2 protein-coding genes are annotated in these 21,462 nt (G+C 54.2%); both read right to left on the bottom strand.

The features are described from left to right. A partial coding sequence (locus CRP01_RS40710) for an SdrD B-like domain-containing protein (RefSeq protein ID WP_143473760.1) occupies positions 1–9,011 on the bottom strand: 9,011 nt, incomplete at its 3' end. Positions 9,012–9,918: 907 nt separating this feature from the next. Continuing rightward, on the bottom strand, positions 9,919–21,462 hold an 11,544-nt coding region (locus CRP01_RS40705; RefSeq protein WP_143473759.1), incomplete at its 5' end, for a T9SS type A sorting domain-containing protein.

The following is a 21,462-nucleotide window of genomic DNA, read 5'->3' as shown; positions in this document are numbered from 1 at the left end:
GTTGTAGTGCCCACCGTGGCACCATCGCCATCCAACAAGGTCACAGTAACGCCGCTAACACCCGGCTCACCCGCATCCTGGATGCCATCGCCGTTCAGGTCTTCCCAAACGTAATCACCAATCGATGATCCAGTCAGAATTCCAGCATCCAGATCCGTATAGTTATCGCCCGATTCCAGCGTAACCGTAGCCGTGCTACCGTCCGCCGGATTGGCATCGCTATCCAAAGCATCATCGCCACCCGCATCCTGATCGGTGAAATTGTAACCCACCGGCAGATTGGAAAAGACGACTGAATAGTTGCCTGGCTCCAGATCCGTGAAGCTGTAGGAACCATCTGCGGCCGTGGTTGTAGTACCTACCGTGGCTCCATCACCATCCAGCAAGGTCACCGTAACGCCGCTAACGCCCGGCTCGTCCGCATCCTGGATGCCATCGCCGTTCAGGTCTTCCCAAACGTAATCGCCCAGGCTCGCACCGGTCAGTATACCGGCATCCAGATCCGTATAGTTATCACCCGATTCCAGCGTAACCGTAGCCGTGCTACCGTCCACCGAATTGGCATCGCTATCCAAAGCATCATCACCACCCGCATCCTGATCGGTGAAATTGTAACCCATCGGTAGGTCGGAGAAGACGACTGAGTAGTCGCCCGGCTCCAGGTCGGTGAAGCTATAAGAGCCATCGGTGGCTGTAGTCGTCGTGCCTACCGTGGCACCATCGCCATCCAGCAAGGTCACCGTAACGCCGCTGACACCCGGCTCACTCGCATCCTGGATGCCGTCACCATTTAGGTCTTCCCAAACGTAATCACCCAGACTAGCTACCGTCAGAATACCAGCATCCAGGTCTGTGTAGTTATCGCCGGATTCCAACGTGACCGTAGCCGTGCTACCATCCGCAGGATTCGCATCACTATCCAAAGCATCATCGCCACCCGCATCCTGATCGGTGAAGTTGTAACCCATTGGCAGATCGGAGAAAACGACTGAGTAGTCGCCCGGCTCCAGATCCGTGAAACTGTAGGAACCGTCGGCAGCGGTAGTCGTCGTGCCTACCGTGGCACCGTCGCCGTCCAGCAGGGTCACGGTAACACCGCCAACGCCCGGCTCACCCGCATCCTGGATGCCATCGCCGTTCAGGTCTTCCCAAACGTAATCGCCAATCGAAGATCCAGTCAAAATACCGGCATCCAGATCCGTATAGTTATCGCCCGATTCCAGTGTAACCGTAGCCGTGCTACCGTCCACCGGATTCGCATCGCTATCCAAAGCATCATCGCCACCCGCATCCTGATCGGTAAAGTTATAACCCACCGACAGGTCGGAGAAGACGACTGAGTAATCGCCAGGTTCCAGGTTTGTGAAACTGTAAGAACCATCCGCAGCGGTAGTCGTTGTGCCTACCGTGGCACCGTCGCCATCCAGTAAGGTCACGGTAACACCACCAACGCCCGGCTCACCCGCATCCTGGATGCCATCGCCGTTCAGGTCTTCCCAAACGTAATCACCCAGGCTCGCGCCAGTCAGAATACCGGCATCCAAATCCGTATAATTATCGCCCGATTCCAGCGTAACCGTAGCCGTGCTACCGTCCGCCGAATTCGCATCGCTATCCAAAGCATCGTTACCACCCGCATCCTGATCGGTGAAATTGTAACCCATCGGCAGGTCGGAGAACACGACTGAGTAGTCGCCCGGCTCCAGATCCGTGAAACTGTAGGAACCATCTACGGCCGTGGTTGTCGTGCCTACCGTGGCACCATCGCCATCCAGCAGGGTAACGGTAACACCACCAACCCCCGGCTCACCCGCATCCTGTATGCCATCGCCGTTTAGGTCTTCCCAAACGTAGTCGCCCAAGCTTGCCCCCGTTAGTATACCGGCATCCAGATCTGTATAATTATCGCCAGATTCCAGTGTAACTGTAGCCGTGCTACCGTCCGCCGGATTCGCATCGCTATCCAAAGCATCATTACCGCCCGCATCCTGGTCGGTGAAGTTGTAATCCACTGGCAGATCGGAGAAAACGACCGAGTAATCACCCGGTTCCAGATCCGTGAAACTGTAGGAACCATCGGCGGCCGTGAAAGTGTTGCCCACCGTAACGCCATCGCCGTCCAGCAGGGTCACGGTAATACCGCTAACGCCTGGTTCACCCGCATCCTGGATGCCGTCGCCGTTTAGGTCTTCCCAAACGTAGTCGCCCAGGCTCGCACCAGTTAAAATACCGGCATCCAGATCCGTGTAATTATCACCTTGAGCCAGGGTAACCAATTCAGTCATACCGTCCATATCCGGGTCGGCATCACTATCCAGGGTTTCATCGCTGCCGGCATTGAGGTCCGTAAAGAAGAAATCAGCGGGCAGATCCGTGAACTGGACAGCGTAGTCTCCCGGAGGCAGTCCGGTAAAGCTGTACGAGCCGTCAGCGGCCGTAGTCGTTGTCGCGATCACCGTAGCGGTTTCATCTTTGAGGTTCACCGTGACACCTTCCACCCCGGGTTCACCGGCATCCTGCAAGCCGTCGCCGTCCAGATCTTCCCAGACCAGATCGCCCAGGCTTGCGCATAGATTGGGATCTACCGTTACGGTAACACTAGCCGAAGCGGAACAACCCTTGTTGTCGGTCACGGTTACCGTATAGGTAGTCGTTTCGTTGGGACTAATTGATATGGCTGATGTATTTTCTCCGGATGCCCAGGAATAGGTATACTCCGGTGAACCTCCACTGACAATAGGCGTGAGCGTAACGGTCTCTCCGCTACAGATCGCCGGGCCGGCATCAAAACTCACTACCGGCGGTTGATTTACCACTACGGTCACCTCATCGATACCCGAGCAATTTTCTCCATTGGTCACGGTCACGTAGTAGGTGGTCGTAGAAGTTGGCGCAACGGTAATGTTGGCCTGCGTTTCGCCGGTACTCCAGGTATAGTTGCCCCCGCCGCTGGCAGTCAGGTCAACACTTTCGCCCAGACAGATCTCCTGATCGCTGCCGGCATCGGCAGTCGGTGTCGGATTTACGTGTACCGTTACCGCGTCGGTATCACTACAGTTGCCCGTGGTCACGGTAACGGTATAGGTGGTGGTTACCAGCGGGCTCACCGAAATGGAAGCGGTTGTCTCACCGGTACTCCAGAGGAAAGACTCGCCGCCGGAAGCCGTTAAGGTTACCGCGCGCCCGGCATCGGCGCATTCGCTGGTTGCCGTAGATACCGTCACTTCGGCCGCAAAAGGCTGGTTGTGGATCTCTCCTCTTTCGTGTACATACGTAGCCGCGACCACCTGTCCGTCAATATTACCGGAATTGGCTTTGGTCAAGCTACCATTCGGTACCAGAAGGCTTCCGATCAGGGTCTGCCCACCGTTGATGGTGAGATTAGCGGTATTGTAAAAATTCCAGATGATGTATTTTCCCTGGGAGGATCCGATACCCGCCAGCGTGGGCAGGTTCCAATTGAACGTTCCGCCGGCATTGACATTGATGATCAGCGGCGTCGTGGCGTTCGGTTGGTTATTAAAAGTTATGGTAGAAAGGCCACTTAGCGTAGCCCCGCTAACATTAAGCACATTCGTGGTACCGGCGGTCAGGTCGATAGAAGCCGGGTTTGCCACTGTGTTATCAAGGGCACTCATTGCATCGGACATGGTCCGGAAATCGCTGAAGGCACTTGTGAAATTTATTAGACCGGAACGACTCACTGAGCTCGCCGGTTGTTGCGTCTGTACCTGGATCCGGGGAGAGGAATTGTATCCACCCGCACTGGCTACGATCTGGGTATTGACGGTAGCGCCGTTCTGGTCCTGGGCAAAAACCGTGGATCCGGACAGATCCCCGATCTTCGCGTATCCGGAATTGTTGATATAAAATTCACTGCCGGAAGTATAATTGACGCTTCCCTCCACAACCAGTGCGGACGGACGCGTATCTCCGACATCAGTCAGGCTGCCCGCAGTCTGACCGGCGAAAACAAAATTTCCATCCAAGGTCAGATCACCACCAATGGCCACCGCACCGTCGGAATCTCCTCCGCGGAAAGTAGCGCCATTCTCTACAAAAGCATTGAAATTACCGGCAATGCTACCGATCGGATTCGTCGATCCCGAAGAGCTTTCGGTGGGAGTTTCACACTCGCAAAGGAACTGGTCCGCACCGGCTTCAGCCACCACAGTACAGGCCTCGATGGTGAAGGTCAGTTCGCTGACGGCACAAAGTAAGCCGGCGGCGGCATCTTCACTGAAGGTTTCTACCGTCAGGGTATAAGTTCCTTCACTGAGGTCAATGGCAACGTTATCACCGTTGTAGCGATACGGCGGACTGTTTTCAATATGATCGTCCGTTACCGGTCCGCTGATCGTAAAACGAACGCTGCCCACATCGCCACTAACTATGGCTTCGATATTATAATTTGTCGGAAGATCCGCAATGATATAGGAATCACCATCTTCCAATATATCGAAGACAGAACCACTATCGAGATCGTAGATCACGATCTGGTCAATACTCGCCGTGCGAACGTCTACATTGATCTCGCTCACCACTTCACAGCCCCTGGCATCCGTGACGGTTACCGCGTAGGTGGCCGAACTGTTGGCCGTGAATTCAATGGAGGCGGTTGTTTCACCGCCCGACCACGCGTAAGTATACGGCGTAGTACCGCCGGTAACTACCGGGCTCAGCGTAACGATCTCGCCGGCACAGGTTTCCACGCTTTCCAGGGTAACGGCCAGGTCGCAGGTCACACAACTCTCCGTAGAAGAGGTCACCAGGGCTCCGATCCCGAAGGAATCACCGTCGGGATCCGGCGAGCAAACCTCGACGATCACGATCGTACCGTCTCCGGGAACATCGGGGATGGTCAGGGTGTACAAGCCGCCTTCCGGACCGGCATTCTGAGCGGTGAACACTTGAGAACCGGAGGCAACAACGGTACCGCCGTCATTTTCGATAGATACAGCGATCTGTACTTCCCGCGTATCGTCCTTTTCGTGAACGGGTACCTTGATCTCCACATCTCTCGGTGCATCACTACCGCCGATATCCAGGGTGGTGGTGACACAATCATCCGCTCCGGCGGGAGTTGAATTATCGTATAGTTCGTAATCAATTGGCGTAAATGCGGAAGATCCGCCTTCGGCGTTGCGCTCAATATACAGCGCTATGCTGGCCGCCGCACAATCCGAAAGATTGGATAAACAGATCGACGATACGGTACCGGTAAATTCCGCCCGGTAGATACGCTCGGGTACCGAGCCGGCACTGGCCTGGGCGACAGCAACTCCGGTCACGTTCTGGGACGTAGCCCCATCCGCCGTGATGGTGATGAAATCCGGGAAGGTATTATCGGCACAATTTGATCGCTGGATCCAGACTTCGGCGATCACCCGGGTCATACCTCCGGTATTGCCGATATTTACACAATTGTCCACACTGTTGAGCAAACCGTTCATCTGCACATCAATGATCCGGCCGCTGCCACAGTCATTATAGAAAGGAGTGGAAAAATCGTCATCGCAATCCGAATCATCAAAACCAATCGTTTGCGTACCCAGATCTACGGGACAATCGCCATTGCCCCAGCGGGTCCAGATATCATAGCTACCCGGAGCCAGATCGGTAATGGAGAAAGTACCGGCTTCATCGTCGACATTATAAGTGTAGTTATTGCCACCGTCCAAGCTAAACTCGATAGCCGTCTGCCCGGTCACTCCCGCAAAAGTAAAGGTAAAGCCACCGTTAGGATCCGTACAGCTGCCGTCCTGGGCCTGAACCGTTACGTCCGGTTCCACGGATACCCGTTTGGTCACTTCATTGCTGTACACCGCTCCGCAAAAATCATTGCTTACTTCCCGCCGGTACTGGGTGGTCTGGCTGATCGTACCCGGATTATAATCTACTCCGGTTGCGCCGGAAATATCGATCCAGCTTCCGCTGGTACCCAGCCGGTACTGCCACTGGTAATCTACCTCGATGGAAGCATCGGAGGGTGCTGAAAAATAGGACGCCGGGATCGGTCTTTCCAGGGAGCCGCCGGGCAATTGCCAGCCGACCGCTAGGTTGTCTAATCCGCCGCCTTCTTTCATCAGGGCTTCAATATAATAGACCTGCCCGGCTTCCAGGTAAATGGAAGCGGACTGCTGGCTGCTGAATTTGTCCCATTGCCGCGAGCTGGTCCAGTCCGGTACGGAAGCGATGGTGGTCGCATTGGCCGGGTTATCGTCCGAACTCAGATTGAGCTCGCTATTATCATCACCGGCAATCCAGAAAATATAGTTCCCGGTGGTGGGAGGACACAGATAGGCCGACAGGCGTTGACCGTAACTGTCACCGATATCCGTAGGAGATTCGAACAGGCTGGTCAGTTCGGTGCTATAGTCGGGATTGTCGGGATAATCCGGATCCGAGGTCAGGTCACTGATCGCAACGCCCGAAATATTATCGTAACGCTCCAGCAGTATGGTGCCCGTTGCGGGGCAGGATGCACCACCGCCCGCAATATCCGAACCGGTAATGATACCGGGATCGTAAGATCCGCAGGCTTCCTCTTCACCCGAAATGCTACCCGGAGAAAAAGTAGTACAGTCCCCACAATCGGTTTCGACCGTTACATATCCGGCCACTACGAAATTCTGACCATCCTGACTGGCCGATACGGGACAGGAGGTGCTCGTACCCGACGGAGATTCAACGGTGATCGTCACCTGGGTGGCCGTTGCCGGAACGTTGTTGAGGGTAACTTCCGGAATGGCCAGGCAACAACTTCCGTAGCCGGCGTCCGGTCCGGAGATCGTTACCGTATTGCTTACGCCACCCGCTTCGGCCGTAATATTCACCAGGCGACAATCATCGGTCAGATTGGTAAGCGGTACCCGCACGGTGACATTACGGGTAGTAAAATCATCGGGGATGGAAATAGAAAAGCTGGAGGAAGAACGGTATCCACTCACGCCGGTAAACGTACCGGAAGTGGCGATCCCATCGCCTCCCGTATTGTGGAAAGCATAGACCGTAATGGCGTCCAGGCTGCAGGAACCGAGTAGATCTGTGTAGGAGATAGAAGACGTGGATCCGTCAACCAGACCGCGGTAGACAAAGACATCAGAACTTCCCGTGACGGGGGAGGTCCGGCTCAGACTGTAGCTGGTACCCGAAGCATCCGAGAACAAGATATTGGGGCCGGGATTGCCGCCTTTGTAGACAATCTCGACAACGTATTGAAAAACGGTACCGGTATTGGGAATATTGATACTGGTGATGGCCTGACAGTCAGCTCCCACCGCAATGGTTTCCACGCTGGAGCTGGAATCACAATCGAAATCCCAGTCACCGGCTGTAGAAGTAGGCGTAGCCGCCTCGCTCACCGTCAGACACACTTCGTCAAAATAAGCATTGGCGTTGGTGCTCGAATTACGGGACAGGAATACCCGTGCGGAACGGGTACCGATCGGCGCCAGTCCACTGAGCGAATATTCCGTATAGGTAGCTCCGCTCACGGTCTGACTGGAGGTCGAAATAACCGTTCCAAAATTGTTCAGATACTGCACCCCAAAAGAATAAGTACCGGAAGATCCATCTTCCCGGGCCCAGAGGGTCAGGGTGAAGGTTTCCAGCGTATTCAAACTAAAGTTCTGGCTGACGGAAGAGTTGGGATCGTCCAGCAGGAGGGCCGCGTTTCCGGTGAAGACGTTGGTGGCGGTAGTGGTAGTCGCTACATTCGTGCCGCTGGTCGTCCATCCGGTGAGGCCGCTTTCAAATCCCGGGTTGGTCAGGATATTACCATTACAGGCTCCGTGGCAATCATTGGTGGCCACATTGAGGGATTGATCCTGGCAACCGACAACCGTATAGGAATCTACCAGTGTACCATCGAGCGTACGGATGCGCCATACGTGGTCCTCGTAAGTAGAAACCGTAATGGAGTTGCCGCTGGTAATGGCTCCGTAGCTGACTTCCGTGCCGTTATTATCCCAGAAAATTTCCAGTGTGCAATCACCGGTATTGGTGATCGTTAGATCCGGGCTACAGCTTGTTATGCAAACCGCTTCCACGAAGGGCTGAACGGTGGAAGATTCCGGCAGATAAAAGATCATTTGATTGGCGATACCGCCCTGGATGGAAGACACGGCAGAAGCCGCAGCGGAAACCAGCGAGTTCGGCGAACTGGTGGTACCCGTAAAATACCAGATCGCCTGGTTGATGGCCACCCGGTTGTCTAAAGTACTGTTCGGTGCATTACACAGTACCCAGTTGATGCGCTCCATGGCCAGTTCGTTGGTATATCCGGCATTGGCTGCTCCCACTACCCGGGTGAAGTGAGCCGTACCGTAGGGATAACCGGCCGCAGGAGTCGGTTCCGTTTTATTGTAGTCCAGGCAGTACGCTCTAACGGAAGGTTGCACCACACAGCCATCTACATAAGCGATACCACAGGCCAGATAGTCATTGTCCGTATAGATGTAGGTCCCCGGAGTGAGGTCCTGTCGGTAGATGTTCAGATATTCCCCTTCGCAGTTGTAGTAGTTCGGCGAATACAGGCCGGTACCGCAATTGGCCCGGGAATCATTACCCAGGTCGCAGCCGTGATCAATCAGGATCGTGCGCTCGTAGGGAGCCGAAGCGCAGCCGTCCGAATCCCGGCGAAGAACGATATTGCTGTAGTCTCCCGGATACAGTGCGTTAAGCATGATCTTGCCGTCCAGCGCGCGGAAGTTTTCGAAGGTCTTGGTCTTGCTGCCGAAATTGAGATCCACGGAATAGGTAGTCGCATCCGCGCCGGCATCCACCAGCGTAATGGTGATCTTACCGTCGGCAGCCCCACAGTCCGAAGTATGCTCCCAACTCACCGACTGAATAGCCAGACAGGGGCTGTTTTCCTGACTTTGAGCGAAGGAAGAGAAGGACATCCCGATGCAGATAAGCGTGAACGCCAATACCTGGAAAGCATTGCCCGGAATGTTGTTTAGCCTTCCTGAATGGAAAACTGAAGATGTGCTGTAGACCTTGCGCATAGAACTGGTTAATTATTATTCTGGGAATATAATTTGTGTTTGCTCCCATCCATAAATGGGAATACTCCGTACAGTAACAGCCCCTGAGGGAAACGATGTACATCGTACCCATGAAGCTATTTCAGTAAGGAGGAAACATAGAATGACCTATCAATCAAGTGGGGGCGTGATTGACCGGGCAGACCAGATTCTGCAGCGGAGGCTAAAATGTTTGAACTTACTTTTTCCGGGAAACTATCCGTCCGTATTCAAAGCTGTGAGCTAGACTGGACGAATAAGCTTAAGGTAGGAAAAGCTTGTTCATAGTGTTAGTTATTCAAATACTCAAGTGTGTTGTTACTCTTAGTACTGTAATTGTAAAAGTCTAAAGGGGGAGGATGTGAGCCTGGAAACAGCTCAAGCATCTTTATTGATCTTATTTCAAATGATCAGTGATCTTTAAAAAAATGCTTTTGAAATCTGGGACGACCTAAGAGCATTTTTTAATCACTAACCTATAAAAAGGGGAGTATTGTGAGCACAAATATAACATAATCATTTTTTCCTCATTCCTTAAAATTCATTTTTTTAAAATATTGTGACATGAAACTTAAGGTCAAATGAGGCGCAGAATCAATTAACCAACACCATAAACTATAGCAAATAACACAAATTCATACTTATACACATAAGCATTACACTTCAACTAAAATCTATAACCATTAATAATTTTACAACATTTCTTTTTTTGCAACAATTTCCCAGTAAAAGATTGTCGCATTTTTTTTGCTCTAAGCCCATTTTCCCGGGCTTCGCGGGTAGTGCCGCGCTGTTTTTTTTCTGATAAAAGAATAATTGGGAGCCATCCCGGGAGGCAGTGGACCTGCCTGAAACCGGGATAGCTCCCCTCCTATTCTTATCAACATTCTTATCGCATGATCACCATTTTCCGGGTGACCGTGTATTCATCCGTTTTGATGATGTAGTACAGAACTCCGGTCGGAAGATTACCTCTTTGCAGGATCACCTCATTGTAACCGGCGGGATATTCTCCACTGATCATCTTGTGTACTTTACCCGTTCCGTCCATGATCATCAGGTCGATCTGGCCGCTATTCGGCAGTTCGAATCCGATCTTGGTCGTTTTGTTGAATGGGTTCGGATAGTTCTGGTACAGTTTCGGGGCACGGGCCACCGGACTGCTCTGTTCTTCCGTATCGAGTTCACCGTCCTTCGGATCATCATCACCCGGTAGCGGATGACGCTTATTGCGCTCAATGATCACCGGCGTACCCGAGTTGTCTCTCAGATCTTCGAAGTTGATCTCCCATTCCGGAGTTTTCTCGCCACCGGCGAGTCCTTCCTGGTTGCAATCCGTGCAGGCTTCGATGGTGATCAGTTGCTCGAATTCGCTGAAGGACAGGTTACCCACCCGGTCAACGGCATTGAAGCGACGAATGATCGTTCCACCTCCGCACTCATCCAGATCTACGATCGGCGTCAGTTCTATCGCCTCGGCGGAGCAGTTGTCGATCACTTCCGGCATGCCGAACAGTTCGCTCATTACTTCCGTGTCGAAGGCATCGAAACCTACCGGCAGATCGTCGCAGTTGACGAACAGGTCTTCCAGTCCGGTGCAGTACGGCTGTACTTTATCCTCTACCAGGATCTCCAGCCAGCACATGTTGGAGTTGCCGTTCACATCCGTTACCCGGAGCTCTACCAGTACATTGGTACCGGCGTCACAGCAGGTCAGATCGATGTATGGTCCCCACTCGGAATAAACCGGAGTTTCCAGTTCTTCGCAGGTCTCCGCATCGCGGGTATACTTGCGACGTACTTCCAGGGTGAGCTCGTCACCGCAGTAGTCGTAACTTCCGTTATCGAACTGCTCGGCCCGAATTCTGGCCAGACCGTAACCGCCAACCGATACATTGAAGTTGCCCATGCAGATCGCTACCGGATCGTTCCGGTCAACTACCTTGAAGAGGCAGCTTTCGCTGATCTCGGTTCCGCAGTCGTTGGTCAGGGTGTAGCGGAAGGCGTATTCGCCCGCTGCCATTTCCTCCAGGATCCGCGGATCACCTTCGGCCAGGGTGAAGAGCACTTCGCCGTCGGCATTCAGGATCTCGGTGATCAGTTCGTAGGTCGCTTCACCGCAGACACCGTCGTAATCCACATCCGGCATCGGTACGGAAACCGTAGCGGCACATTCGAATATCTGCGTTTCAAAGATCATGTATCCGTCTACAACCGGGCAATCGTGCATGCCTTCCGGACAAGTGATCACCGGCGTTCCGGTACCTTCGATCGTGATGATCTGCTCGTGGGTCAAGGTTTCGCCCGGCAGACAGGCATCCGTGATCGTCCAGGTCCGCGTGATCACCCGATCCGCTTCGCAGCCACCGCTTGCTTCGTCTTCGTAGGAAGCCGACAGGTTGCAGTAGTCGCTATTCAGCAGATGATCGCCGAAGGCGGCGCTGAGGTACGGATAACCCGTTACATCCGGATGCGGATTACCGTTCTCATCCGTTGCAAACTCAGCATCGCAGGCGAAGTCCTGAGCTGCCGGCAAGGTCAGATCAGCAAACTTCGGTTTGCGAACGTTGATGCGCTGCTCACAGGTCGTAGTCGCGCCACTCAGACTGTGGATCGTGAAGGTCCGCAGGATCGTCAGTTGATCACAATCGTCACCTTCGATCATTTCGTCCGTGAAGTCGATGAAGTCCAGACCACAGCTGCTTACTACCGTCGGCTCACCGGTCAGCCCCAGACTTTCCGGATTATTGAAGAGGAAGTCGGCATCCGTGCAGATGAACTCCTGGAATTCACCCGTCTCATCTTCGTATCCGCTTACATCATCCGGGCATTCCACTACCGGTAGCGGCGGCGTGACGGTAAAGACCGCACTGCAGCTTCCATCCGCTGAATCCGTGATCGTGATCTCCTGATCGGCGATCGGGAATGGTCCGAGTACAACGGTTTCTCCGTAGGTTCCGGAGGCGCCGGTACTGCTGGTCCAGGTCGTATTCAGGCCGCTGTTGAGCACCGTAACGGTAGCGGTATAGGTATCGTCGCTGGCATCATCCGGAGTGCCCTGATCGTCACAGTCAACACTTTCGATGTTTACGGTGATGTCACAAGGTGCTTCCGAACATGGCGCCGGAGCGGCAGCCGTGATCGTCGTACTGCAGGAAGCATCTTCCTGATCCGTGATCGTCAGACTTACGTCGCCACCGCTGATCGGGAACGGCCCGAGGGTGATGGTTTCTCCGTAAGCGCCGGATTGCGTACCGTCTTCGGTTACCCAGCCGGCGGAGCCGAACACTTCACTTACCGTCAGATCGAAGTAGAATACATCGTCTTCCAGATCATTCGGCGTATCGTTATCGTGGCAACTGATGTTACTGACATCCGCACTGATAGCGCAGGCCGTACAGATGCTCGGATCGATCGTTACGATGGTGTAACAATCCGGATCCAGCATATCCACTACACGTATCTCAATGCTGCCGTCGGCTACCATCAGCGGGAGGGTCGGCGAGAAGGAATTGCCGTAGAGGCTCATTCCCAGCAGTTCGCCGGTGCTTTCCAGCAATACCATGTATCCCTGGCTCATACCCGCGTCGGTAGCAGTAGCCTTGATCGTATAGGTGAACATGTCATCGGAAATATCATCCGGCGTACCGTTATCCGTACACATGATCTCCACATCTTCCGGCAGTACTTCCAGCGAACAAACCACCGAACAAGGTGCGGGTGCGTTCACGAAGATCGCTGCCTGACAGTCGCTATTCTCATTATCGATCGCCTGGATGGAGATCGCTTCGGCGCTGATCGGAATTCCGGAGATCACTACCGCTTCGCCGTAGTTACCGGAGTACTGTCCGTCCGCGCTTACCCAGCCGGTACCCACTCCATTGCTGAGGGTCAGTACAAAGCTGAAGGTATCATCGTCATTATCATCCATTGTGCCTTCCGGATCGCAGGTGATCGACTGAATGTCAACCAGCAGGTTGCAGGCTCCGCAGTCATCTGGAATTTCTACCGTGACCGCTGTGGCACAACTTCCGTCATCCTTATCGGTGATCGTGAACGTAAGTTCTTCACCCAGGGATACGAGTACCGGAGAAGTTACCGTTTCGCCGTACGCTCCGCTGAATGTAACGCCGCCGCCGGTGGCTACCCAGCTGCCGCCGGTGTTCTCGCCGTTCACCGTCAGATCGAAGGTAAAGTACTGACCACCGCTTTCCGCGCAGGTGATGTTGCTCACTTCCGCCGTCACTTCACATACCGCACATTCGTCGGCGCTCGGTGCCGTGAAAGTAACCGTCTGGTTACAGCCCGGATCATCGGAATCAATGATCAGCAGGGTAACGCTCTGGCCGTTGGCCGTGAGTACCGGCGAAGTCGTCAGTTCACCGTAGTTACCGCTGAAGTTGATACCGGTACCGATGGCGGTCCAGGTGCTACCCGTGTTCGCTCCCTCTACGAGGATATCAAAAGTATAGGTTCCGTTATTGGCATCCGTACAATCGATGCCGCTAACGTCTACATCCGTAATTCTGCATTCTGAGCACTCTTCTTCCGTCGGTGCTTCCAGTGCCAGATAGCTCTTACACTCGGAATCTTCACTGTCGGATACCACGAAGCTGATCGTCAGTCCGCTGGCCGGAAGTGTCGGTGAGGTAGTTACTTCACCGTAATTTCCGGTAAAGGTCACACCGCCGCCCGTTGCCGTCCAGGTACTGCTTGTACCAGTACCGGTCACCAGCAGGTCGAAGGTAAAGGTACCGTCGTTGCTATCGGCGCAGCTAATGTCCGTCACCTTGGCGTCAACGATATCACAGACCTCACATTCGTCCGCTGCGGGCGCTTCGAAGGTCGCGCTATCCGTGCAGCCCGTGTCGTCGCTATCCGTGATCGTCAGGTTCACCGTCGATCCGTCCGCCGGCAGGGCCGGGGAAGTGGTCAGCTCACCGTAGTTACCGCTGAAGCTGATGCCGTCGCCCGTAGCTGTCCAGCTGCCGCCCGTATTCGTACCCGTCACCAGGATGTCGAAGGTGTAGGTACCGTCGTTAGCGTCGGTGCAGCTTACGTTGCTGACTGCAGCCGTCAGTTCGCAGGTCGCGCAGGTCTCCTCGCTCGGTGCTTCGAAGGTCGCACTATCCGTGCAGCCCGTGTCGTCGCTATCCGTGATCGTCAGGTTCACCGTCGATCCGTCCGCCGGCAGGGCCGGGGAAGTCGTCAGCTCGCCGTAGTTACCGCTGAAGCTGATGCCGTCGCCCGTAGCTGTCCAGCTGCCACCCGTATTCGTACCCGTCACTAGGATGTCGAAGGTGTAGGTACCGTCGTTAGCGTCGGTGCAGCTTACGTTGCTGACTGCAGCCGTCAGTTCACAGGTCGCGCAGGTCTCCTCGCTTGGTGCTTGGAAGGTCGCGCTATCCGTACAGCCACTGTCGTCGCTATCCGTGATCGTCAGGTTCACCGTCGATCCGTCAGCCGGCAGTGCCGGGGAAGTCGTCAGTTCACCGTAGTTACCGCTGAAGCTAATGCCGTCGCCCGTAGCCGTCCAGCTACCACCTGTATTCGTGCCGGTCACCAGGATATCGAAGGTATAGGTGCCGTCGTTGGCGTCGGTGCAGCTTACGTTGCTGACCGCAGCCGTCAGTTCGCAGGTCGCGCAAGTTTCTTCGCTTGGTGCTTGGAAGGTTGCGCTATCCGTGCAGCCCGTGTCGTCGCTATCCGTGATCGTCAGGTTCACCGTCGATCCATCCGCCGGTAGGGCCGGGGAAGTCGTCAGCTCGCCGTAGTTACCACTGAAGCTGATGCCGTCGCCCGTTGCCGTCCAGCTACCGCCCGTATTCGTGCCGGTTACCAGGATATCGAAGGTATAGGTACCGTCATTGGCATCCGTACAGCTTACGTTGCTGACCGCAGCCGTAAGTTCACAGGTCGCGCAGGTCTCCTCGCTCGGTGCTTCGAAGGTCGCACTATCCGTGCAGCCCGTGTCATCGCTATCCGTGATCGTCAGGTTCACCGTCGATCCATCCGCCGGCAGGGCCGGAGAAGTCGTCAGCTCGCCGTAGTTACCGCTGAAGCTGATGCCGTCGCCCGTTGCCGTCCAGCTGCCGCCCGTATTCGTACCCGTCACCAGGATATCGAAGGTGTAGGTGCCGTCGTTGGCGTCCGTACAGCTTACGTTGCTGACAAAAGCGGTCAGTTCGCAGGTCGCGCAAGTTTCAGTATCCGGCGACTGCACATCGACGGAGGCGCTACAGCTGCCGTCGTTACCGTCTACTACACTGAAGGTGATCAGTTCGCCCGTGGCGGCAATGGCCGGCGAAGTAGTCGGCTCACCGTAATTACCACTGAAGGTAACACCACCACCCGTGGCGGTCCAGCTTCCGCTGGTATTCGTACCGCTCACCAGCAGGTCGAAGGTAAAGGTGCCGTCGTTGGCATTCGTACAGGTTATATCGGTCACTACCGGATCATCCAGTTCACAGATATCATCGGAACAAGCAGCCGGCGGATCTACCGTCACTTTAACCGTACAGGCATCATCCGTGCAATCGCGGAAGGTCAGGCTCTTCGGTCCTTCACTGATCAGATAGGGTCCGAAGGTTGTTGCTACCCCGTATTCACCGGTTGCTTTGATGTAACCGAATTCTTTCTGGTTCCAGCAGTTGCCGTAGTTGTGCTGTCCGAGCACCGTTACGTCGAAGGAGTAAGTATCATCCGACGGATCAGCCGTACCCTGATCATCACAGACTACATTATTCACCACCGCGTCGATCAGACATTCATTGGAACAACCCTGATCCGGAGCCCGCAGTAAGACGGAAGCGGAGCATCCACTATCGGCATTGTCCTTGAAGGTGATCACTTTATCGCCACCACTGATCGGGAATGGTCCCAGGATGGTAACCACATCGTACTGTCCGTTCGGTGTCTTCGGATCGTTCGAACGCCAGAAGCTACCGGTATTGTAACCGCTTACGGTTACCAGAGCTACAAACTGGTCATCGGAATTATCGTAAGGTGTACCGTTCGGATCACAAATGATGTTCTCCACCACTGCTTCGATCAGACAGGCATCAGAGCAACGCTCATCCGGAGGATTCACGGTTACTGCATCCTGGCAGGCGCCGTCGCCTTTATCCGTAAAGGAAATGGTGACTGCTCCGTCGTCGAAATCGTACGGACCAAAGGTGAACTCAGCATCGTAGTTGCCTTCCCAGTTGTTACCGAAGTTATCGGTAGCTGTCCATCCGGTCGGATCCAGGTTGAAGCCGCTTGCTTCCAGCACTACGTAGTATACATCATCACTTGGATCGAAATCCGTTCCATTATCATCACAGTACGGGGTTTGCGGCTGAGTTACCACGATCTCGCACACTTCAGAACAAGTCTGAGGCGGAGTCACCACCTGTACATCGCTACAATTCGGATCTTCTGTATCGGCAATGTACATGGTCACCGGACCATTACTGATGGCGAACGGACCGAAAGTGATCACTTCGTTGTAATTACCACTTACCGGTTGTCCCGCCAGAGTACCGGACCAGCTTCCGCTGGTAGCCAGACCGTTGACATTCACCTCGAAGGTCCAGGTGTCGTCATTCGGGTTGCTGGACGTTCCGTTATCGTCACAGATCGTTCTGACAACTACGATCTCCACTTCACAAGCCGGAGTGACTTCGGCATCGTCGCCGTCATCCTCATCATCAGCATCCTGAGAGCCGTCGTTGTCGATGGGGCCGACATTTCCGTCACCGTCCGTATCCGCACCGTTGCCCGGAGTAGAATCTACATCCGGTTCGTTAGCGGCCGTTACTTCAGCCAGGTTTACATAGTCACCTGCTTCCAGCACAGTTGCTGTGATCTGTAGATTTACCGTCTGACCAACACCGATCGTGCCAATCGTCCAGATACCCGTGGCATCATTGTAGGCTCCGGTGGAGCTTACGTAGCTGTAGCCACTCGGCAGATTATCCGTTACCGCTACTCCCGTAGCAACGCTCGGACCGTCGTTGGTTACGCTGATTGTAAAGATCACGTCGTCACCTACATTCGGGGTAGCGTCATTTACCGTCTTGATCAGCGATAGATCGATAACGGCGCTCGGAGTAACCTCGGCATCGTCGCCGTCATCTTCATCGTCGGCATCCTGAGAGCCGTCATTGTCGATCGGGCCAACGTCACCGTCACCGTCCGTATCCGCTCCGTTGCCCGGAGTAGAATCTACATCCGGCTCGTTAGCAGCACTTACTTCGGCCAGGTTCACGTAGTCGCCGTCAGCCAGAACAGTCGCCGTGATTTGCAGGCTTACCGTTTGTCCGGCGTTGATCGTACCAACCGTCCAGATGCCCGTAGCATCATTGTAGGCTCCGTTGGAGCTTACGTAGCTGTAGCCACTCGGCAGGTTATCCGTTACTGCGACTCCGGTAGCTACGCTTGGACCATCGTTGGTTACGCTGATCGTGAAGATCACGTCATCGCCTACATTCGGGGTAGCGTCATTTACCGTCTTGATCAGAGACAGATCGATAACGGCATTCGGATTGGTTACCGCATTATCCTCATCGTCTTCACTCTGATCGCCGTCGTCGTTATTCGGTGTAGAGTCAACATCGTCTTCGTTGGCACTGGTTACTTCGGCTACGTTGAAGTAGTCGCCACTGGCCAGGACAGTTGCTGTAATGTTCAGCGTTACCGTCTCGCCCACGCCAATTGTACCGATCGTCCACAGACCACCTACGTAATCGCCGTCACTGCTCACAAAGCTGTAGCCGCTCGGTAGATTATCCGTTACCGATACTCCCGTAGCAACGCTCGGACCGTCGTTGGTGACATTGATCGTGAAGATCACATCGTCGCCTACGTTCGGAGTAGCGTCATTCACTACTTTGGTCAGGCTCAGGTCGATAATTGCATTCGGAGTAACCTCCGCATCGTCACCATCATCTTCATCGTCGGCATCCTGAGAGCCGTCATTGTCAATCGGACCAACGTCACCGTCACCATCCGTGTCCGCTCCGTTGCCCGGAGTAGAATCTACATCCGGCTCGTTAGCAGCGCTCACTTCGGCCAGGTTCACGTAGTCGCCGTCAGCCAGAACAGTTGCCGTGATTTGCAGGCTTACCGTTTGTCCGGCGTTGATCGTACCAACCGTCCAGATGCCCGTGGCATCGTTGTAGGCTCCGTTGGAGCTTACGTAGCTGTAGCCACTCGGAAGGTTATCCGTTACTGCGACTCCAGTAGCTACGCTTGGACCGTCATTGGTTACGCTGATCGTAAAGATCACGTCGTCGCCTACGTTCGGAGTAGCGTCGTTTACGGTTTTAACCAGAGATAGGTCAATAACGGCATTCGGATTGGTTACCGCATTGTCTTCATCATCTTCACTCTGATCGCCGTCGTCGTTATTCGGTGTAGAGTCCACATCGTCTTCGTTGGCGCTGGTTACTTCGGCTACGTTGAAGTAGTCGCCACTGGCCAGAACAGTCGCTGTAATGTTCAGCGTTACCGTCTCGCCCACGCCGATCGTACCGATCGTCCACAGGCCACCTACGTAATCGCCATCGCTGCTCACAAAGCTGTAACCGCTAGGCAGGTTATCCGTTACCGTGACTCCCGTTGCAACGCTCGGACCATCGTTGGTTACGCTGATCGTGAAGATCACATCGTCGCCTACGTTCGGTGTAGCGTCATCTACTACTTTGGTCAAGCTCAGGTCGATAACGGCATTCGGATTGGTTACCGCGTTGTCTTCATCGTCTTCGCTCTGATCACCGTCATCGTTATTTGGTGTAGAGTCAACATCGTCTTCGTTGGCAGTGGTTACTTCGGCAACGTTGAAGTAGTCGCCGCTGGCCAGGACAGTAGCCGTGATATTCAGCGTTACCGTCTCGCCCACGCCGATGGTACCGATCGTCCACAGACCACCTACGTAATCGCCGTCACTGCTCACAAAGCTGTAACCGCTCGGCAGGTTGTCCGTTACCGTTACTCCGGTAGCCACGCTCGGACCGTCGTTGGTGACGCTGACCGTAAAGATCACATCGTCGCCTACGTTCGGTGTAGCCTCGCTTACTACTTTGGTTAAGCTCAGATCGATAACGGCGCTCGGATTGGTTACCGCGTTATCCTCATCATCTTCGCTCTGATCGCCATCGTCGTTATTCGGTGTAGAGTCAACATCGTCTTCGTTGGCGCTGGTTACTTCAGCTACGTTGAAGTAGTCGCCGCTCGCCAGGACAGTCGCCGTGATATTCAGCGTTACTGTCTCACCCACACCGATCGTACCGATCGTCCACAGGCCACCTACGTAATCGCCGTCGCTGCTCACAAAGCTGTAACCGCTCGGTAGGTTATCCGTTACCGTTACTCCCGTAGCAACACTTGGACCGTCGTTGGTTACGCTGATCGTAAAGATCACGTCGTCGCCTACGTTCGGTGTAGCGTCATCTACTACTTTGGTCAGGCTCAGATCGATAACGGCGCTCGGATTGGTCTCCGCATTATCCTCATCATCTTCACTCTGATCTCCGTCGTCGTTATTCGGTGTAGAGTCAACATCGTCTTCGTTGGCGCTGGTTACTTCGGCTACGTTGAAGTAGTCGCCGCTGGCCAGGACAGTCGCTGTGATATTCAGCGTTACCGTCTCACCCACACCGATCGTACCAATCGTCCACAGACCGCCTACGTAATCGCCGTCGCTGCTCACAAAGCTGTAACCGCTCGGCAGGTTGTCCGTTACCGTTACTCCCGTGGCTACGCTCGGACCGTCGTTGGTCACGCTGATCGTAAAGATCACATCGTCGCCTACATTCGGAGTAGCGTCATCTACTACTTTAGTCAGGCTCAGATCGATAACAGCGCTCGGATTGGTTTCCGCGTTGTCTTCATCATCTTCGCTCTGATCGCCGTCGTCGTTATTCGGTGTAGAGTCAACATCGTCTTCGTTGGCCGTAGTTACTTCGGCTACGTTGAAGTAGTCGCCGCTGGCCAGAACGGTTGCTGTGATATTCAGCGTTACCGTCTCACCAACACCGATCGTGCCGATCGTCCACAGGCCGCCTACGTAATCACCGTCGCTGCTCACAAAGCTGTAACCGCTCGGCAGGTTATCCGTTACCGTGACTCCCGTTGCAACACTTGGACCGTCGTTGGTTACACTGATCGTGAAGATCACATCGTCGCCTACGTTCGGGATAGCATCGCTTACGGTTTTGACCAGTGAAAGGTCAATGACCGGGTTCGGATTGGTCTCCGCATTATCTTCATCATCTTCACTCTGATCGCCGTCGTCGTTATTCGGTGTAGAGTCTACATCGTCTTCGTTGGCGCTGGTTACTTCGGCTACGTTGAAGTAGTCGCCGCTCGCCAGAACGGTAGCGGTGATATTCAGCGTTACCGTCTCTCCGATACCGATCGTACCAATGGTCCACAGGCCACCTACGTAATCGCCGTCGCTGCTCACAAAGCTGTAGCCGCTCGGTAGATTATCCGTTACCGTTACTCCGGTTGCAACACTTGGGCCGTCGTTGGTTACGCTGATCGTAAAGATCACATCGTCGCCTACGTTCGGTGTAGCGTCATCTACTACTTTAGTCAGGCTCAGATCGATAACGGCATTCGGATTGGTTACCGCATTGTCTTCATCGTCTTCACTCTGATCACCATCGTCATTGTTCGGTGTAGAGTCAACATCGTCTTCGTTGGCGCTGGTTACTTCGGCAACGTTGAAGTAGTCGCCGCTGGCCAGGACAGTTGCTGTGATATTCAGCGTCACCGTCTCACCGATACCGATCGTGCCGATCGTCCACAGACCACCTACGTAATCACCGTCGCTGCTGACAAAGCTGTAGCCGCTCGGCGGATTATCCGTTACCGTTACACCGGTAGCCACACTTGGACCGTCGTTGGTTACGCTGATCGTAAAGATCACATCGTCACCTACATTCGGCGTAGCGTCGCTTACGGTTTTAACCAGGCTCAGGTCAATGACCGGGTTCGGATTGGTCTCTGCATTATCTTCATCATCTTCGCTCTGATCACCGTCGTCGTTATTCGGTGTGGAGTCGACGTCGTCTTCGTTAGCTGTGGTTACTTCGGCTACGTTGAAGTAGTCGCCGCTCACCAGAACAGTCGCCGTGACATTCAGGGTCACTGTCTCACCGATACCGATCGTACCGATCGTCCACAGACCGCCTACGTAATCACCGTCACTGCTCACAAAGCTGTAGCCGCTCGGCAGATTATCTGTTACCGTTACTCCGGTTGCCACACTTGGACCGTCGTTGGTTACACTGATCGTGAAGATCACGTCGTCGCCTACGTTCGGGGTAGCATCGCTTACGGTTTTAACCAGGCTCAGGTCAATAACCGGATTCGGATTGGTCTCCGCATTATCTTCATCGTCTTCACTCTGATCACCGTCGTCGTTATTCGGAGTGGAGTCGAC

The organism is Flavilitoribacter nigricans DSM 23189 = NBRC 102662, from assembly GCF_002646595.1.
GTDB classification, from domain to species: Bacteria; Bacteroidota; Bacteroidia; order Chitinophagales; family Saprospiraceae; genus Flavilitoribacter; species Flavilitoribacter nigricans.
Note: the sequence above shows the minus strand (reverse complement) of the source record. Positions and strands in the feature narration are given on the sequence as shown.